The sequence below is a fragment of the Actinomycetospora cinnamomea genome (assembly GCF_003096675.1).
GTDB classification, from domain to species: domain Bacteria; phylum Actinomycetota; class Actinomycetes; order Mycobacteriales; family Pseudonocardiaceae; genus Actinomycetospora; species Actinomycetospora cinnamomea.
The window spans coordinates 366,069-382,834 of the sequence record NZ_QEKW01000003.1; the positions used below are offsets into that span (position 1 = coordinate 366,069).

Genomic DNA, 16,766 nt, shown 5'->3' on the forward strand with positions numbered 1-16,766 from the left:
CAGGCGGTGAGCAAGGCGGCCGCCCTGCTGCGCGCCTTCGATCCGGGGGTCGACGTGCTCTCCACCCGGGCGCTGGCGGCCCGCACCGGCATCCCGCGCAGCACCGTGCACGTGCTCGCCACGACCCTGGCCGGCGAGGGCCTCCTGGAGACCGTGCCCGGCCGGGGCTGGCGCCTGGGACCGCTGCTGGTGGGGCTGGCGGGGCAGATCATCGAGCGGACCGGGCTCGTCGCCGCCGTCGAGGGCGCCCTGCCGGGTCTGCTGCGCGTGGCCGGCCAGGAGGTGCACGTGGGCCAGCTGGTCGGCGGCTGGGTCGTCTACCTGCACCGGGCCGCGGGTCCGATCCGCGCGCCGATGGACAACCGGGTCGGGCTGCGCGCGCCGGCCTGGCGCGGCGGGTGCGGCAAGGCCGCGCTGTCGCGGCTCGACCCGGCCGACGTCGACGAGCGCATCGCGCGGCTGTGCCGCGACGAGGGCGTGCCCGCGCCGGACCGCGCCCGGTTGGCCGACGAGCTCGCGGCCGCACGCCGCACCGGCTACGTCGTGTCCTCCTCCTTCCAGGCCGGACGGACCTCGGTGGCCGCCGCGGTCGTCGACGCCGACGACCGGCCGGTCGGCGGGCTCTCGGTCGCCGGCCCCTCGGCGCTGTTCACCCGCGCGGTCCTGGCGCGCACCGCCGACGACGTCGTCACCGCCGCCGCACGAGCCCGCGGCGCCCTCCCCGTCGTCCCCGCCACAGCGGCGCCGGCACCGCGCCCCGCCACCGTGCCGGCGCCCCGCGGTCCCGCGGAGCGGAACGTGGTGGTTCCACCTCCACGGTGAGCGGTGCCACGCTGCCGGGCATGAGTGAGCCCGCGAAGGTCCCGGCCGCCATCGTCGGCCCGGGCAACATCGGCACCGACCTGCTGGCGAAGCTCGCGCGCAGCGCGCGGATCGAGGTCACCGCGATGGTCGGGGTCGTCGAGTCCGAGGGGCTCGATCGCGCGCGGGCGATGGGCGTGCGGGCCTCCGCCGAGGGCCTCGACTGGCTGCTCGCGCAGGACCCGCTGCCGCGCATGGTCTTCGAGGCCACGTCGGCCAAGGCGCACGCCGCCAACGCACCCCGCTACGCCGAGGCCGGCATCCGGGCGATCGACCTGACGCCGGCGCACCTGGGGCCGATGGTGTGCCCGCCGGTCAACATGCCCGAGCACCTCGACGCCCCGAACGTCAACATGATCACCTGCGGCGGGCAGGCGACCATCCCGATCGTGGCCGCGGTGTCCCGTGTCGTCCCGGTGGCCTACGCGGAGATCGTCGCGTCGACGGCCTCGCGGTCGGCGGGACCCGGGACCCGGGCCAACATCGACGAGTTCACCCAGACCACCGCCCGCGCCGTCGAGGAGGTCGGCGGTGCCGAGCGGGGCAAGGCGATCATCATCCTCAACCCCGTCGAGCCACCGATGATCATGCGCGACACGGTGTTCTGCTCCCTGCCGCCGGAGGCCGACCACGACGCCGTGGCGGCCTCGGTGCACGCGATGGTCGAGCGCGTCCAGCAGTACGTCCCGGGCTACACGATGCGCGCGGAGCCCCAGTTCGACCCGCCGAGGCAGACGTGGGGTGGGCGCGGGCGCGTGGCGGTGTTCCTCGAGGTCAAGGGCAACGGCGACTACCTGCCGCCCTACGCCGGCAACCTCGACATCATGACCGCCGCCGCGGCGCAGGTCGGCGAGCTGGTCGCCGCCGACATGACGGAGGTGGCGGCATGAGCCGGCCCGAGAGCAGTGCCCGACCCCCAATTCGCTACGACGTCCGCATCACCGACACCACCCTGCGGGACGGCAGCCACGCGCAGGGCCACCAGTTCACCTCCGAGCAGGTGCGCGACACCGTCCGCGCGCTCGACCGCGCCGGCGTCGAGGTCATCGAGGTGACCCACGGCGACGGCCTCGGCGGCTCGAGCTTCAACTACGGCTTCTCGCACACCAGCGAGCTCGAGCTGATCGCCGCCGCGCGCGAGGAGGCGACGCAGGCGCGGATCGCGGTGCTGCTCGTCCCCGGCATCGGCACCGTCGACGACCTGCGCCGCGCCCGCGACGCCGGCGCCGACATCGTCCGGGTCGCCACCCACTGCACCGAGGCCGACGTCTCGCCGCAGCACTTCGGGGTCGCCCGCGACCTGGGCATGGAGACCGTCGGGTTCCTCATGATGGCCCACCGCACGCCGCCCGAGGACCTGGCGAAGCAGGCCCGGATCATGGTCGACGCCGGGTGCCAGTGCCCGTACGTCACCGACTCCGCGGGCGCGCTGCTGATGCACGAGGCGCGGGCGCGGTTCGAGGCGCTGCTCGCCGAGGTCGGCGACGAGGCCTGGGTCGGCTACCACGGCCACCAGAACCTCTCCCTCGGCGTCGCCAACTCGGTGATCGCGGCCGAGGTGGGCGTCAAGGAGATCGACGGCTCGCTCTGTGCGCTGGGCGCCGGGTCGGGCAACTCGCCCACCGAGGTGCTCGCCGCGGTGTTCGACCGCCTCGGCGTCACCACCGGGCTGGACGTCACCGCGCTGCTCGACGCGGCCGAGGACGTCGTGCGCCCCTACCTGCACCGCTGGCCGAAGATGGACCGCAACGCCATCACGCAGGGCTGGGCGGGCGTGTACTCGAGCTTCCTGCTCCACGCCGAGCACGCCGGCGAGCGCTACAAGGTCCCCGTCCCCGACATCCTGCGCCGCTGCGGCGAGCTCGGGCTGGTCGGCGGCCAGGAGGACATGATCATCGACGTGGCGCTGGAGCTGGCCCGCGAGCGTGAGCAGGGCTGATGTTCGTCCCCCACGTCATCGACGGCGCCGACACCGAGTCCCTCGACGGCGCCACCTTCCCGACCGTCGACCCCGCGACGCGAGAGGCCCACGCCGACGTGGCGCTCGGGTCGGCGGCGGACGCCGAGCGCGCGGTCACCGCGGCGCGGCGGGCGTTCGACGAGGGCCCGTGGCCCCGCATGGGGTTCACCGAGCGCGGCGCGATCCTGCACCGGCTGGCCGACCTCGTCGGCGAGCACGCCGAGGAGCTCGCGCTCGCCGACACCACCGACATGGGCAAGCCGATCGACGACGCACGCGGCAAGGACGTGCCGCGCACCGCCCAGAACCTGCGGTTCTTCGCCGACCACGCCCGGCTCGCCCACGGCGACGCCCTGCCGATGGACCCTGACGCGTCGGGTTCCGGGCACCACGCCTACACCCGCTTCCCCCCGGCCGGGGTGGTCGCGGCCATCGCGCCGTGGAACTTCCCGCTGATGCTCGAGAGCTGGAAGATCGCGCCCGCTCTAGCCTGGGGCAACACGGTCGTGCTCAAGCCCGCGGAGGACACGCCGACCTCGGCGACGATCCTCGCGCGCCTCGCCCTCGAGGCCGGGATGCCGCCGGGCGTGCTCAACGTCCTGCACGGCTACGGTCCCGACTCCGCGGGCGCGGCGCTCACCGCCGACCCCCGGGTCGACCGCATCACCTTCACCGGCGAGTCGGGCACCGGGCGGGTCATCTCCGCGGCGGCGGCGCGGAACCTCGTGCCGGTCAGCCTCGAGCTCGGGGGCAAGGGCGCCAACCTGGTGTTCGACGACGCCGAGCTGGCCGGCGCGGTCGACTGGTCGATCAAGGCGATCTTCACCAACGCCGGTCAGGTGTGCCTCGCCGGGTCGCGGCTCTACGTCCAGCGCGGGGTGTACGACGAGTTCGTCGAGCGCTTCGCCGCGGCGGCCGAGGCGCTGGTCGTGGGCGACCCGAAGCGCTCGGGCACGCAGATCGGCCCGCTCGCGTCCGAGACGCACTTCCGCAAGGTCCGCTCGTACCTCGACGGGCTGGAACACCACGGCGGGAAGATCCTCACCGGTGGCGGCGGCGAGGGCTGGACGGTGACCCCGACGGTGCTCGTCGACGCGCCGGCCGACGCGCCCGTGCAGCGCGAGGAGATCTTCGGGCCCGTCGTGTCGGTCACCCCGTTCGACACCGAGGCCGAGGCCGTGCGTGCCGCCAACGACACGCCCTTCGGCCTCAACGCCATGGTGTTCACCGAGAACCTCTCGCGCGCCCACCGCGTCGGCGCCGCGCTGCGGGCGGGCACGGTGTGGGTGAACTGCTTCTTCGTCCGCGACCTGCGCGCCCCGTTCGGCGGGATGGGCGACTCCGGCGTCGGACGCGAGGGCGGTGACTTCAGCCGGGAGTTCTTCACCGAGCCCCAGGCGGTGGTGATGGCCATCCGACCCGGGGACGCGTGATGCCGATCCTCGAGATCCACCTCGTCGAGGGTGACCACTCCCCCGACGTCGTCGCCCGCCTCCTGCGCGAGACGAGCCGGCGCTACGCGGACGTGCTCGAGTCCCCGCCGGAGCGTGTCCGGGCCTACGCCACGCTGCACCCCCGGGAGCACTGGGCCGTCGGCGGGGAGACGCACACCGCACCGGCGCCGTACTTCACCGCCGTCGTCCTGGGGGGCCGGCCCACCGAGCAGCGCCACCGGCTCCTGGCGGAGTTGACCGAACTCGTCGTCGACGTCCTCGGGGTGACGCGCTCGCGCGTGCGCGGTCGGCTCATCCAGGTCCCGCCCGACGACTGGGCCATCGGCGGCGTCCCGGCGTCCGGGGTCCGCCGCGAGGAGATCGCCGCGCGGGCGGCCGGGCCGCGGTGACCGGGCCTGCCGTGCCGCGGACCGTCGCGACGACCACGACGGACCCGGAGCACGCGCGGGCGGCCTGCGGCGAGGTGTTCTTCCCGCACCGGATGACGGTGCTGCACGACCGGCGCGACTTCGCGATGTCGCTGGACGCGATCGACCTCGGACCGGTCGCTGCCGGCGTGCTCTCCTACGGCGGCGAGGTCCTCATCGAGACCGGTGAGCTCGCCACCGCCTACGAGGTCAACGTCGCGCTCGACGGCGTCCTGCGGACCCGGTCGGGCAGCGTCGACGTCTGTGCCAGCACGCACACCGCCGCGGTCTACCGCCCGGACGGCGCCTCCCGCCTGCACGGCTGGGCGGACGGTGGACGGCTCTTCGGACTCAAGGTCGAACGGCGGGCGCTCGAGGCGCACCTGGCCGTGCTGCTCGACCGGCCGGTCCGCGGGCCGGTCGCGCTGGCGCCGACGATCGATCTCGCGGCGCCGGAGGGGCGCCGATGGTGGTCCCTGGTCGCGGCGCTCGCCGGGCTCGCGAGCGACCCGCGGGGCTTCGCCACCGACCCGCGAGTCATGCGCCCGCTCCTCGATGCGGTGGTCGGGGGGCTGCTCCACACCGTCGGGCACCCCGAGCGCGAGGCGCTGGCTCGTACCCCGACGGCGGTGGGACCGCGTTCGGTCCGTCGTGCCGTCGAGGCGGTGGCCGCGTGCCCCGAGCACCCGTGGACCGTCGCCGAGCTCGCCGCGGCAGCGGGGGTCAGTGCGCGTGGCCTGCAGGACGGTTTCCGCCGCCACCACGGCACCTCGCCGATGGCCCACGTCCGCGAGGTCCGCCTCCGGCGGGCCCACGACGAGCTGCGCGAGCACGGCGGCGGCGTCGCCGCGGTCGCGGCGCGTTGGGGCTTCACCCACCTCGGCCGCTTCGCCCGCGCGCACCGGGAGGCGTTCGGCGAGGCACCCGCCGTCACAGCGCGCCGCGCGGGCACTGCCGGAACCGACACCGCGGACCGCGCTCCGCGGATCGACCGATGACGTGGATCACACCTACCGTCGCGGCACCGTCCACCGCAGGGGAGGCACAGCGCCGTGACCACCGCCGAGGAACCCGCCATCACCTGCCCGGTCGACCACGGCCTCCTGGACTTCAACCCCATGGTCAGCCCGCACCGGGAGGACCCCCACCTGTTCTACCGGGCCGCCCGTGAGCAGCCGCCGGCGCTGAGCCCCACCCTCGGCGCCTACATGGTCACTCGGTACGACGACCTCGTCACCGTGATCGACGACCCGGAGACGTACTCGTCGAAGCCCGCAGTGCCGCTCATGTACAGCAATCCGCCGGAGGTCGTCGAGGTCCTGCGCGCCGGGAACGTCCCCGAGACCGGCGCGGTCGTGAACGAGGACGAGCCGGAGCACACCCCGATCCGCCGGGTCTTCGACGCCGGCTTCACCGGCGCGCGGGTGCGGGCGATGATGCCGACGATGCGCGCGACCGCGGACTCGCTGGTCGACGCCTTCGCCACGGGAGGCATCGAGCACAGCACCCCCGCAGGAGAGCCGAGCGCCATCCCGGCCCGCGGGCGCGCCGACCTCGTCGCGCAGTACGCCGTCCCGTTCGTGCAATCGGTGATCAGCGCGATCATCGGCTACCCACCCCAGGACACCGCACAGATCCAGATCTGGACCGACGACGTCGCCACCCTCTGGAACCCACTGGCGCCCCTGGAGGACCGGATCGCGTCCGCCGGGCGGATGGGCGACTACACCGTCTACCTCCAGGCCCTCATCGACGAGCGTCGCGCCCACCCGCGCGAGGACCTCATCTCCGATCTCGTCCACGGCGCCAACGGTTACCCGGGGCTGTCCGACGCCCTCGTCCACAACATCACCCGCGGGGCCGCGCGCGTGGCGGGGTTCGACACCACCCGCGACGCGATCACGGCGACGATGCTGGCGATCCTGCAGAACCCGGACGTCCACGACCGCGTCCTCGCCGACCCGGCGAGGACGATCCCGAAGGTCACCGAGGAGGTTCTGCGCCGCGACGCGCCGCACCGCGGCCTGTTCCGCGTGACAACCCGCGACACCGTGCTGGGCGGCACGGAGCTGCCCGCCGGGACGATGGTGCTCCTGCTGTTCGGCTCGGGGAACCGGGACGAGACCCGCTTCCCCCTCCCGGACACCGTCGACATCGACCGACCGAACGTGCGCCAGCACCTGGCGTTCGGTCGCGGGCTCCACGTCTGTCCCGGCGCGCCGATGGCCCGCGCCGAGATCCGTGTCGCCCTCGAGACCCTCGTGCGGCGCCTCCCCGAGATGCGCCTGGCCGACGGGTACACGCCGAGCTACATCGCGAGCTACTTCTTCCGTGGCCTGGAGACGCTCGACGTCACCTGGTGACCGCTGGGGCCGGTCGCTGTCCATGCCTTGCCTGGCATATTCCTGTTCCGGCATACTTCTCGGGTGACCACCCCGCCGGACGCCGCGACGTGGACGGCGTTGGCCGACCCGCACCGGCGCGCGATGCTCGGGCTGCTGCGGCAGCGGCCCCGGGCCGTCGGGGAGCTCGTCGACGCCCTGGAGCTCAGCCAGCCCAGCACGTCCAAGCACCTGCGGGTGCTGCGCGAGGCGGGCCTGGTGCGCGTGCGCGCGCAGGCCCAGCGCCGGGTCTACGAGGTCGACCCGGAGCCGCTCGTCGCGCTCGACGCGTGGCTCGCGCCGTACCGGCGGCTGTGGTCCGACAGCCTCGACGCCCTCGGCCGACGCCTCGACGGGACCGCCGTCGAGGACCCGGCCCACGAACCCTCGGAGGACACCCCGTGAGCCCCACCGGCAGCTACCTCGAGATCGACGGCCGCCCCGCCCTGCGCTTCGTCCGCGAGTACGCCCACCCCGCCGAGCGGGTGTTCGGCCTGCTCACCGACCCCGCCGAGCTCGCCCACTGGTTCCCGGCCACGGTCGTCGCCCCGGACTGGAGCCCGGGCGCGACCCTCACCTACACCTTCGAGACCGACGGCGACGGCGGCACGGGCACGGTCCTCGCCCACGACCCGCCCCGACGCGTCGCGTTCACGTGGGAGGGCGAGGAGCTGCACTTCGAGGTCGAGACCCTGCGCAGCGGCCACACCCGCCTCACGTTCACCCACCTCCTCGACGAGCGCGACGCCGCCGCGCGCAACGCCGCCGGCTGGGACCTCTGCCTCGACGCGCTCGACGCCACGGTCGAGGGCACCCCCGCGGCCCCGGAGGGCGGACGCACCCCGGACTGGGAGCAGGTCTACGAGGCCTACGTCGCCGCCGGGGTCCCCTCGGGAGCGCCGATCCCGGGCTGACGGGGAGCCGCGCCACACTGCGGTCGTGACCGATCCGCTCGCGGCGCTCGACGCCGGTCCCGAGATCGCCGACGCCGACCTGACCGGCGCCGACCCCGTCCGCCTGCGCGAGCGCCTCGACCGCGGCCACGCCCGGCCGTGGGTCCTGCGCCGCTGCGTGCTCGACGAGGCCGACCTCGCCGGGGTCGACCTGTCGGGCGCCGTGCTCGAGCAGGTCCGCGCCCCGGGCGTGTGCCTGCGCGGCGCGGTGCTCGACGGGGTGCAGGTCACGGGCGGCTCGCTCGCGGGCGCCGACCTCACCGACGCCGACCTCACCGACGCCGTCCTCGACGGCGTCGACCTCTCGCACGCCCGGCTCGTCGGCGCCCGGCTCGTCGACACGACGTTCCGCGACTGCCGCATGATCGGCGTGGACCTCACAGAGCTGCGCAGCCTGGCGGTGACGTTCACCGTCGACGGCTCCTCGCTCGCGCTGGCCCGGCTCACCGACGGCCACCTGCGCGGCTGGCGCCTCGACCGCGTCGACCTCTCCGACGCCGACCTCTCGGGTGCCGACCTGCGCGACGTCGTCGCCACCGACACCAAGCTCCGCGGCACCGACCTCACCCGTGCCCGCCTCGACGGCGCCGACCTCCGCGGCGCCGACCTCGGCGAGCTCACCCCCGACACCCCCGCGGTGCTGCGCGGCGCGATCATCTCCCCGGCGCAGGCCGCCGACCTCTGCCGCGCCCTGGGCCTGCAGGTGGTGTGAGGTCAGCCCAGCCGGTGGCCGGGGCGCAGAACCTCGGCGGGGTCGACGGCACGCTCGCCCACGAGCAGGCGCCGCGGCCGGATCCACGCGTCGCCCGTGGCGACCAGCGGCCCCTCCTCGTCCTCGTCCACCACACCGGCGTCGTGGCCCGCGGAGGACCGCCCGGTGGCCGACGCGCGGAGCAGGCCGATCTCGTCGCCGCCCCGGCGCGTGCGCGGGACGCCCCACGGCGAGGGGTAGGGCCCGTAGTCGCACGCCCGCACGAAGTCGAGCACCTCGCGCGCGGGTGCGGTCCAGGGCACGCGGCCGTCGTGCGGCACGCCCCGCCCGTAGTAGCGCCGCGCGGCGCGGTCCTGCGGGTGCCGCGGCACGGCGTCCGGCCCGGCGTCGAGGAACGCCAGGAGCCGGTCGACGAGCTCCTGGCCGTGCTTGATGCAACGCACCGAGACCGTCAGCGCGGTGTCGTCTGAGGTGATCGGGAAGCGGACCTGGTCGACGACGTCGCCGGTGTCGATCCCGGCCTCCATCCAGTGCAGCGTCACCCCGTGCTCGGCGTGCCCCTTCGCCACCGCCCAGCTGGGGGAGTTGAGGCCCGCGACCTCGGGCAGCGGCCCGGGGTGCAGGTTGAACGCCCCGACCCGGGGCGCGCCGAGGATCTCTGGCCGCACGAGGTGCAGCGAGTGGACGTTGAGCAGCACGTCGACACCCCTCTCCCGCAGCTCGTCGGCCAGGGCGGGGTCGCGGACGCGCTCGGCGGGCAGGGTCGGCACGCCGAGCTCCGCGGCCGCCGACGCCACCGTCGCCCCGGCCCCCGTCGGCGCGCTCGCCGTGAGTACGACGGACAGCCGGTGCCCGCTGCGGGCGACGCGCTGCAGGGCACGGACCCCGGCGGCCTCCTCGGCGACGAGTGCGATGTCCACGGCGCATCTCTACCAGCCCGCGCGGAACGGGCACGGATCGCCCACCGTCGGCACACTGCCCCGGTGAGCGGACGCCTCGCCGTCGCCGCGGGCGTGGTCCTCGTGGCGGTGGTCGTGCTGGTCGCGGGCCTGTGGCTGTTCCAGCGCCACCTCGTCTACCTGCCCTCGCCCGGCCCGGTCCCGCCGGCGGCGACCGTCCTGCCGGGCGCGGAGGACGTCGTGCTCAGCACGGGCGACGGGCTGCGCCTCGGCGCCTGGTACGTCCCCGCGCAGGGGCCGCGCCGCGACGTCACGGTGCTGGTGGCGAACGGCAACGCGGGCGACCGCTCGCTGCGCGCGCCCCTGGCGGCCGCCCTGCGCGCGGAGGGCCTGGACGTCCTGCTGTTCGACTACCGCGGCTTCGGCGGCAACCCGGGGCGACCGACCGAGGATGGGCTGGTCGCCGACGCCCGCGCCGCCCGCGACCACCTCGTGCGGGAGCGCGGCGTCGCGCCGTCCCGCCTGCTCTACCTCGGCGAGAGCCTCGGCGGGGCGGTCGTCGCCCGGCTCGCCGCGGAGGGACCGGTCGGCGGCGTGGTCCTGCGTTCGCCGTTCGTCGACCTGCCCTCGGTCGGCGAGCGCGTCTACCCGTTCCTGCCGGTGCGCCTGCTGCTCGTCGACCGCTTCCCGGTCGTGGAGCCGATCGCCCGCGCCCGGGTGCCCACGACCGTCGTCCTGGGCGAGGCCGACTCCCTCATCCCCCCGGTGCAGAGCCGGGCGGTGGCCGCGGCGGCCGACGGCCGGGTCGTCGCCGTGCCCGGGGCGGAGCACAACGACGCCGTGCTCGGGCACGGGCCGGCCCTCGTCGAGGCGGTGACGCGGCAGGCCGAGGCGCTCGGATGAGGGTGTGCGCGCTTGTCCGTGCCCCAGCACGGGCAGGCGCGCACGAGACCGAAGGTCAAAGTCCGCGCCGCGCCCCCATGTCCAGCGCCAGCGTCGAGCCGGTCAGCGCCGTCGCCTCCGGGTCCAGCAGCGTCGCGACGGCCCACCCGACCTGATCGGGGGTGACGAGGGCGCCCAGCGGCGACTCGGCGCGGCGCTCGGCGAGGATCTCCTCGACGTCGACCCCGCGTGCGGCCGCGCGCTCGGCCGACAGGCGGCGCAGCCGGTCGGTGTCGGCGGGGCCCGGGGCCACGAGGTGCGCGGTGATCCCGCGCGGGCCGTAGGCGTCGGCGAGCTGGCGGACGAGGTTCGCGAGCGCCGCGTTGGTGACGCCCGCGCCCGGCACGTGCGGGGAGGGCTCGGCGCCGTAGTGCCCGCCCAGGGCGACCAGCCGGGACCCCTCGGTGAGCCACGGATCGACGGCCCGGACCAGGCGCAGCATGCCGCCCACCTTCAGCGCGACGGCCGCGCCCAGCGCCGCCGGGTCGACGGTGTCCAGCCCGCCGAGCGCCGGCAGCCCGGCGGCCTGCACCACCATCCGCACCGGTGCGCCCCACGCCGCCACCGCGTCGGCGATCGCCGGTCCCGCGGCGTCGTCGCCGATGTCCTCGCCGATGTCCCCGGCGCACGCCGCCACACCCCCGTCGTCCGCGGTCAGCGCGCCGAGCGCGTCGGCCGCCCGGGCCACGGCCAGCACGGGCACACCGCGCCCGCGCAGGCGGCGGACGATCGCACCGCCCAGGGCCCCGGTGGCGCCGACGACGACGGCGAGGGGCTCGCCCGCGGGGCCCTCCGTCACGGCGTCCCCCCCGGCGCCGTCGTCCGGTACCGGGAGCAGGGCACGACCCCGCCGATGTCGAGCAGCAGCACACGACCCACGCAGCGTCACCCTAGGGGCGGCGATCGACCGCCCCCAGGGCCCCGTTCGGCGGCGGGCAACGTTCCCGGGGGTGGAACGTGTCGGTTGCCTCACAGTGCCGGTCGGATGAACGGTGATCGTGCGCTCATCGTCGAGGAGGATCAGATGGCCAACGTGGTGCCGGTGGACGAGTTCGCCACGGGCGAGTGGTACCCCGGGTACCAGCCGGAGCACTTTGCCGCGCCCTACATCGTCGACCCGGCGAGCCCGTTCAAGCCGGGTGACGAGCAGGGCTTCTGGTTCCTGGACTTCCACTGGTCGCGAGGTCTGACCCCCCTGGCCGCGACGTTGTGGAGCGCCGACGGCTACTGCTGGGGCACCCAGCACGCGGCCGAGGAGCTGCCCCTGCCGCCCGGCCGCGGGATCACCGCGCGCTTCGCGGGCACGCACCTCTACGGGTGCGCCCTGCCCGAGACCGACCCGCGCGAGATCGGCGCACGTGCCAACCGCATCGCCCGCAACCTCCCCCGTTTCCTCGAGAACTACCGCTCGATCTGGGAGGCCGGGCGCGACGAGCTCGAGGCCACCTGGCAGTACTTCCGCGGCGTCGACTTCGCCGGCACTCCCGACCTCACCGGTCTGCTCACCCAGGGCCGCCGGTACCACAAGCGGTCGATGGAGATCCACTTCGACGTCATGTACCCGATGCTGGCGAACTTCCTCGGCTTCTACGGAGCCTGCGCCGACATGGGGATCGACCCGGCCGAGATCGGCAAGTTCCTCCAGGGCGAGGACACCAAGATCATGGAGACCGACCGCGAGCTGTACAAGCTCGCGATGCGGGCGCGCGCGGCCGGTCTCGCGGAGGTCTTCGAGACCCACGAGCCGCACGAGATGCGCGCCGCGCTGGGCCGTCACGGCGGCGCGGCGTCGGTGTGGCTCACCGAGTTCGACGACTTCCTGCAGATCTACGGCTGGCGTGCCGAGGCCACGTGCGACGTCGGCGTCCCGAGCTGGATCGAGGACAACACGATCCCGCTGGGGCTGGTGAAGACGTTCCTCAAGAAGGACGACGCGCACGACTTCGAGGCCGCCGCCCGCAACGCGGTGGCCGAGCGCGAGGCGGCCATCGAGAACGCCCGCGCCGGGCTGACCCGGGAGGAGCAGGCCGTCTTCGACGCCGGCCTCGCCTCCAACCAGGCGGCGAACTTCCCGTGGTGGCAGGACGACCACAACTACTACATCGACCTCAAGGTCATGCTGCCGCTGCGCTGGGGCTGCCAGGAGCTGGCGCGACGCGAGGGCGCGGACCACCAGGACGACATGCTCTACCTGTTCTGGCCCGAGCTGATGGACGTGGCGTCCGGGCGTCGCCCCTACGCGGGCGAGCTGCGCAGCCTCGTCGGGCAGCGCCGCCAGTACTTCGACCACTGGCACGCCAGGCGCGGCGAGATGCCCAAGGTGCTCGGCACCATTCCCGAGGCCGTCGAGGATCCGGTCCTCATCGAGATCTTCGGGCTCAACCCCGCGTCGATCAAGGCCGTGCAGAACCCGGACGCGGCGAAGCAGACGGTGATGAAGGGCGTCGCCGCCGCCAAGGGCACCGCCCGCGGCACCGCCCGGGTGCTCCAGTCCTCCGACGAACTGCACCGCCTCGAGCCCGGCTCGATCCTGGTCTGCGAGTCGACCTCGCCGAACTGGACGCCCGCGTTCGGCAAGATCGCGGGCGCCGTGTGCGACGGTGGCGGCATGCTCTCGCACGCGGCCATCGTCGGCCGGGAGTACGGCGTCCCGACGGTGACCGCGGTCGGTGTCGCGACCCTCTCCATCGGCGACGGCGACGAGATCGAGGTCGACGGGACCACCGGCACCGTCACCGTGCTGCAGAAGGCCACCACCGCCGGCACCACCGCCGACACCACCGCGGACACCGCCGCCGACGCCCCCGTCGGGGTCGCCGGGTGACCGCCGCCCCGGAGGTAACCGTGACGCTCGCCGAGCCCGACGAGACCACCACCGCCGCGTCCACGACCGCCGGCACCACCGCCGTCCACAGCTGCGAGGCCGTGGTCTGGATCGACGAGGTCGATCCCGCGCGCGCCGTCGCGACGGGGGGCGCCAAGATGGGCCGGCTCGCCGAGCTCCAGCAGTCGGGGGTGGAGGTCCCGCGGGGCTTCGCGGTCACCGTCGACGCCTACGCGCGGCACTGCCGCGAGTCGGGTCTCGACGACCGGATCGACGCGGTCATCGCGCGGCTCGGGTCGTCCCCGAGCGACGTGGAGGTGGAGGCGGCCTCGGCGGCGATCCGCGGGCTGTTCTGCGAGACGCCGATCGGGGCCCACCTCACCGAGCGGCTCACCGAGGCCTACGAGGAACTGTGCCTGCGCGCGGTCGACGTCAACGTCCCGGTGGCGGTGCGCTCGTCGGCCACCGGGGAGGACGCCGCCGACGCCTCGTTCGCCGGCATCTTCGACACCTACCTCGGTGTCTCGGGGATCGACCGGGTCCTGGACGCGGTGCGCAACTGCTGGGGCTCGCTCTTCACCACCCGCGCGCTGGCCTACCGGCTGCGCAAGGGCATCAGCCACCACGACATGCCGATCGCGGTGGGCGTCATCGAGCTGATCCACGCCCGCAGCTCGGGCGTGGCGTTCTCGGTGCACCCGGTGACGGGCAAGCCCGACCGGATCGTGATCGAGACCAACTGGGGCTGGGGCGAGGCCGTCGTCCAGGGCCTCGTCGACCCCGACCACGTGGAGATCGGCAAGGCCGACGGTCGGGTGCTGCGCTACGACGTGGCGCACAAGCGGGTCGTGTCGGCGTTCGACTTCGCGGTCGGCGCGGTGACCGAGATCGACATGCCGGCCAAGCTGGCCGACCGCCAGGTGCTCGACCCCGAGCAGATCGGCGCGATCGCGTCGGCGGTCACGGCCATCGAGGAGCACTACGGGCACCCGGTGGACGTGGAGTGGGTGATCAGCCGGCACCGGCGCCCGGGCGACCCGGTCTGCATCGTCCAGACCCGCCCGGTGACGGTGACCGCCGCGCCCGAGGAGGCCGCACCGGCCGCCTACGACCCCGTCGCCCTGGCCCAGAAGTACCTCTTCTCCGGCAAGCCGATCCCGGGCCGGTAGCCATGTGCGTGATCTTCTGAGCTATAGCCCAGAAGATCACGCACGTAGGGTCAGGACAGGGCCAGGCGGCGGGTGATGACGTCGGCGGTGTCGGTGACGAGGGTCGTGTAGCGGCGCATGGTCGCCGCCGGGGCGCGGGAGACCGGCACCGCGACGCTCACCGCGGCGACGGGCGCGCCCGCGCCGTCGCGGATCACCGCGCCGACCGAGACGACGCCGAGGCGGCTCTCCTCGCGGTTCTCCGCCCAGCCCCGCGCCGCGATCTCGGCGAGCCGGCGGCGCAGCAGCGCCTCGTCGGCGATCGAGTGCGGCGTCGGGCGCTCGGGCACCCACCCGTCCAGCCGGGCGTCGAGCTCCCCGGGCGGCAGCGCGGCGAGCAGCACCTTGCCGGTGCTCGTCGTCGTCGCCGGCAGCCGTGTCCCGACCCGGGCGAAGATCCGCACCGTGTGCGGGCTCTCCAGCCGCTCGACGTACACCGAGTCGAGCCCGTCGAGCACCGCGAGCTGCACGGTCTCGCCGGTGGCGTGGCGCAGGCCCGCCATGGCGGGCATCGCGGCCTCGTGCAGCCCGACGTGCGGCGCGACGCTGGCGCCGAGCTCGTGCACGGCCAGCCCGAGGCGGTAGACCCCGCCGGGGGCACGTTCGAGCAGGCGTTCGTCGGCCAGCGTCGCGAGCAGCCGGTGCACGGTGCTCGTGCCCAGGCCCAGCCGGCGCGCGAGCTCGGCCACGCCCAGCTCGCGGTCGGCGACCGAGAACTCCTTGAGCAGCCGCGCCGCGTTGCGCACCGAGCCGATCTCCCAGCTCGGACGTCCCGTCATGCGGGAAAGGGTAGGGCGGCACGACGGACCGCGTCCTCAGGACACGGTCGCGGCCGTGCGCCGGCGCACGGCCAGCGAGAGCCCGGCGGCGACGACGCACAGCGCGCCGGCGCCCCACCACGCGCCGTCGTAGTCCCCGGTCAGGTCGCGGACCAGGCCGGCACCCACGGCCGCCAGCGCCGAGCCGACCTGGTGGGACGCGAACACCCAGCCGAACACGATCGGCGCCCGGGGTCCGAAGTGCTCCCGGCACAGCGCGACGGTCGGCGGCACCGTGGCCACCCAGTCCAGGCCGTAGAAGATGATGAACGCCCACAGCGGCGGGGCGGCGGTGGGCGCCAGCAGGAAGGGCAGGACCGCCAGGGAGGCGCCGCGCAGCACGTAGTAGACGGCGAGCAGCTTGCGCGGGTCGACGCGGTCGGTCAGGTAGCCCGAGGCGATCGTGCCCAGCACGTCGAACACCCCGACGACGGCGAGCAGCCCGGCCGCCGTGGTGGCGGGCATGCCGTGGTCGTGGGCGGCGGGCACGAAGTGGGTGTTGAGCAGCCCGACCGTGGTCGCGCCGCAGATCGCGAACCCGCCCGCGAGGAGCCAGAAGGTGCTGGTGCGGGCCGCGTCGCGCAGCACCGTGAGCGTGCGCCGGGCCGCGCCGGCCGTGACGACCTCCTCGTGCTGCTCGTCGCCGGGGTCCGCGCCGTGGGCCACCGTGCCGACGTCGGCGGGCCGGTCGCGCAGGAACAGCAGCACCAGCGGCACGACGAGCAGGGCGCCCGCCGCGATCACCAGCGACGCCGCCCGCCAGCCCACCGACCCCGCGAGCGAGGCCATCAGCGGGAGGAACACCAGCCCGCCCGCGGCCTGCGCGGCGGTGAGCACGCCCGAGACGAGGCCGCGGCGGCGCACGAACCACCGGCCGGTGACGACGGCGACGAAGGCCAGCGCCATCGACCCGGTGCCCGCCCCGATGAGCACGCCCCAGAGCAGGACGAGCTGCCAGACCTCCTCCATGAACACCGTCAGCGAGCTGCCCGCGGCGACGACGACGAGCGCGACCGCGACGACCCGGCGCATCCCGAAGCGCTCCATCAGCGCCGCGGCGAACGGGGAGACGACGCCGTAGAGCAGCAGGTTCAGCGATACCGCCGACGAGATCGCCGCCGTGGACCACCCGAACTCCGCGTGCAACGGGTCGACGAACACCCCGGGCGCCGAGCGGAAGCCCGACGCCCCGAGCAGGGTCACGAACGCCGTCGCCGCCACCGCCCAGGGCCACGCCGAGGGACGGGCGGGCGGGCTCGCGGCGGGCGGGGTGTCGGGCCGCGCTTCGGTCACGGGGAGCCAGCATGGATCGCCGTCGACGACGGAGCCAGTGGCCGGAACGCCAAC

At 74.9% G+C, this 16,766-nt stretch carries 17 protein-coding genes; 13 read left to right on the forward strand and 4 right to left on the reverse strand.

The genetic code is table 11. The annotated features are described in order from the left end of the window. The first annotated feature begins 6 nt into the window (after positions 1-6). The 10 genes from C8D89_RS08725 to C8D89_RS08770 all read left to right on the forward strand — a co-directional run bounded on the left by C8D89_RS08725 (position 7) and on the right by C8D89_RS08770 (position 8,728). Positions 7-822, forward strand: a complete 816-nt coding sequence (locus C8D89_RS08725) for an IclR family transcriptional regulator (protein WP_165825605.1) — start codon at positions 7-9, stop codon at positions 820-822. Positions 823-842: 20 nt separating this feature from the next. Continuing rightward, positions 843-1,751, forward strand: a complete 909-nt coding sequence (locus tag C8D89_RS08730) for an acetaldehyde dehydrogenase (acetylating) (protein WP_116707827.1) — start codon at positions 843-845, stop codon at positions 1,749-1,751. Then, positions 1,748-2,800, forward strand: a complete 1,053-nt coding sequence (gene dmpG / locus C8D89_RS08735; RefSeq protein WP_116707689.1) for a 4-hydroxy-2-oxovalerate aldolase — start codon at positions 1,748-1,750, stop codon at positions 2,798-2,800. Before C8D89_RS08730 ends, dmpG begins: the two co-directional genes overlap by 4 nt. Continuing rightward, positions 2,800-4,254, forward strand: a complete 1,455-nt coding sequence (locus tag C8D89_RS08740) for an aldehyde dehydrogenase (RefSeq protein ID WP_207787128.1) — start codon at positions 2,800-2,802, stop codon at positions 4,252-4,254. Before dmpG ends, C8D89_RS08740 begins: the two co-directional genes overlap by 1 nt. Continuing rightward, on the forward strand, positions 4,254-4,664 hold the full coding sequence (locus C8D89_RS08745; protein ID WP_116707828.1) for a tautomerase family protein: 411 nt from the start codon (positions 4,254-4,256) through the stop codon (positions 4,662-4,664). The genes C8D89_RS08740 and C8D89_RS08745 overlap by 1 nt, the downstream gene beginning before the upstream one ends. Before the next feature lie 11 nt (positions 4,665-4,675). After that, a complete protein-coding gene (locus C8D89_RS08750) occupies positions 4,676-5,680 on the forward strand; it encodes an AraC family transcriptional regulator (RefSeq protein ID WP_133251850.1) in 1,005 nt (334 codons plus the stop codon). Between the two features lie 54 nt (positions 5,681-5,734). Then, entirely contained in the window at positions 5,735-7,045 is a 1,311-nt protein-coding gene (locus C8D89_RS08755) for a cytochrome P450 (protein ID WP_243417952.1), read from the forward strand. Between the two features lie 63 nt (positions 7,046-7,108). After that, complete coding sequence (locus C8D89_RS08760) at positions 7,109-7,468, forward strand: ArsR/SmtB family transcription factor (protein ID WP_279323363.1); 360 nt, start codon at positions 7,109-7,111, stop codon at positions 7,466-7,468. After that, positions 7,465-7,977 (forward strand): SRPBCC family protein, encoded by a 513-nt coding sequence (locus tag C8D89_RS08765; protein ID WP_116707692.1) that lies wholly within the window; start codon positions 7,465-7,467, stop codon positions 7,975-7,977. The genes C8D89_RS08760 and C8D89_RS08765 overlap by 4 nt, the downstream gene beginning before the upstream one ends. Before the next feature lie 25 nt (positions 7,978-8,002). After that, the gene (locus tag C8D89_RS08770; protein WP_207787129.1) at positions 8,003-8,728 is read left to right on the forward strand and encodes a pentapeptide repeat-containing protein; all 726 of its coding nucleotides are present in this window, start codon (positions 8,003-8,005) and stop codon (positions 8,726-8,728) included. Positions 8,729-8,730: 2 nt separating this feature from the next. Here C8D89_RS08770 and C8D89_RS08775 read toward each other — a convergent pair whose 3' ends face one another. Continuing rightward, a complete protein-coding gene (locus C8D89_RS08775; RefSeq protein WP_116707693.1) occupies positions 8,731-9,648 on the reverse strand; it encodes a methionyl-tRNA formyltransferase in 918 nt (305 codons plus the stop codon). 63 nt (positions 9,649-9,711) lie between these two features. Here C8D89_RS08775 and C8D89_RS08780 point away from each other — a divergent pair, with 63 nt between their 5' ends. Further along, on the forward strand, positions 9,712-10,530 hold the full coding sequence (locus C8D89_RS08780) for an alpha/beta hydrolase (protein ID WP_116707694.1): 819 nt from the start codon (positions 9,712-9,714) through the stop codon (positions 10,528-10,530). A 55-nt stretch (positions 10,531-10,585) separates the two neighbouring features. On the opposite strand, the gene C8D89_RS08785 is transcribed toward C8D89_RS08780, so the two are convergent. Then, positions 10,586-11,368: an SDR family oxidoreductase gene (locus tag C8D89_RS08785; protein WP_116707695.1), complete on the reverse strand. Its 783-nt coding sequence runs from the start codon at positions 11,366-11,368 to the stop codon at positions 10,586-10,588. A 186-nt stretch (positions 11,369-11,554) separates the two neighbouring features. On the opposite strand from C8D89_RS08785, the gene C8D89_RS08790 reads away from it, so the two are divergent. Further along, entirely contained in the window at positions 11,555-13,393 is a 1,839-nt protein-coding gene (locus C8D89_RS08790; protein WP_243417953.1) for a PEP-utilizing enzyme, read from the forward strand. Then, positions 13,390-14,562 carry a PEP/pyruvate-binding domain-containing protein gene (locus C8D89_RS08795; RefSeq protein ID WP_243417954.1) on the forward strand — a complete coding sequence of 391 codons (1,173 nt, stop codon included), beginning with the start codon at positions 13,390-13,392 and terminating at the stop codon, positions 14,560-14,562. The genes C8D89_RS08790 and C8D89_RS08795 overlap by 4 nt, the downstream gene beginning before the upstream one ends. Before the next feature lie 50 nt (positions 14,563-14,612). Here the strand turns inward: C8D89_RS08795 and C8D89_RS08800 are convergent, their stop codons facing one another. Together C8D89_RS08800 and C8D89_RS08805 are read right to left on the reverse strand one after the other, a co-directional pair. Continuing rightward, positions 14,613-15,380 carry an IclR family transcriptional regulator gene (locus C8D89_RS08800; protein ID WP_116707697.1) on the reverse strand — a complete coding sequence of 256 codons (768 nt, stop codon included), beginning with the start codon at positions 15,378-15,380 and terminating at the stop codon, positions 14,613-14,615. A gap of 36 nt (positions 15,381-15,416) precedes the next feature. After that, positions 15,417-16,712 carry an MFS transporter gene (locus tag C8D89_RS08805; protein ID WP_116707698.1) on the reverse strand — a complete coding sequence of 432 codons (1,296 nt, stop codon included), beginning with the start codon at positions 16,710-16,712 and terminating at the stop codon, positions 15,417-15,419. Positions 16,713-16,766: the final 54 nt, after the last annotated feature.

Bases quoted from the DNA above. Each gene is read 5' to 3' on its own strand.
- C8D89_RS08730 (WP_116707827.1), top strand. From the start codon at position 843: ATGAGTGAGCCCGCGAAGGTCCCGGCCGCCATCGTCGGCCCGGGCAAC.
- dmpG (WP_116707689.1), top strand. From the start codon at position 1,748: ATGAGCCGGCCCGAGAGCAGTGCCCGACCCCCAATTCGCTACGACGTC.
- C8D89_RS08740 (WP_207787128.1), top strand. From the start codon at position 2,800: ATGTTCGTCCCCCACGTCATCGACGGCGCCGACACCGAGTCCCTCGAC.
- C8D89_RS08745 (WP_116707828.1), top strand. From the start codon at position 4,254: ATGCCGATCCTCGAGATCCACCTCGTCGAGGGTGACCACTCCCCCGAC.
- C8D89_RS08790 (WP_243417953.1), top strand. From the start codon at position 11,555: ATGAACGGTGATCGTGCGCTCATCGTCGAGGAGGATCAGATGGCCAAC.
- C8D89_RS08800 (WP_116707697.1), bottom strand. From the start codon at position 15,380: ATGACGGGACGTCCGAGCTGGGAGATCGGCTCGGTGCGCAACGCGGCG.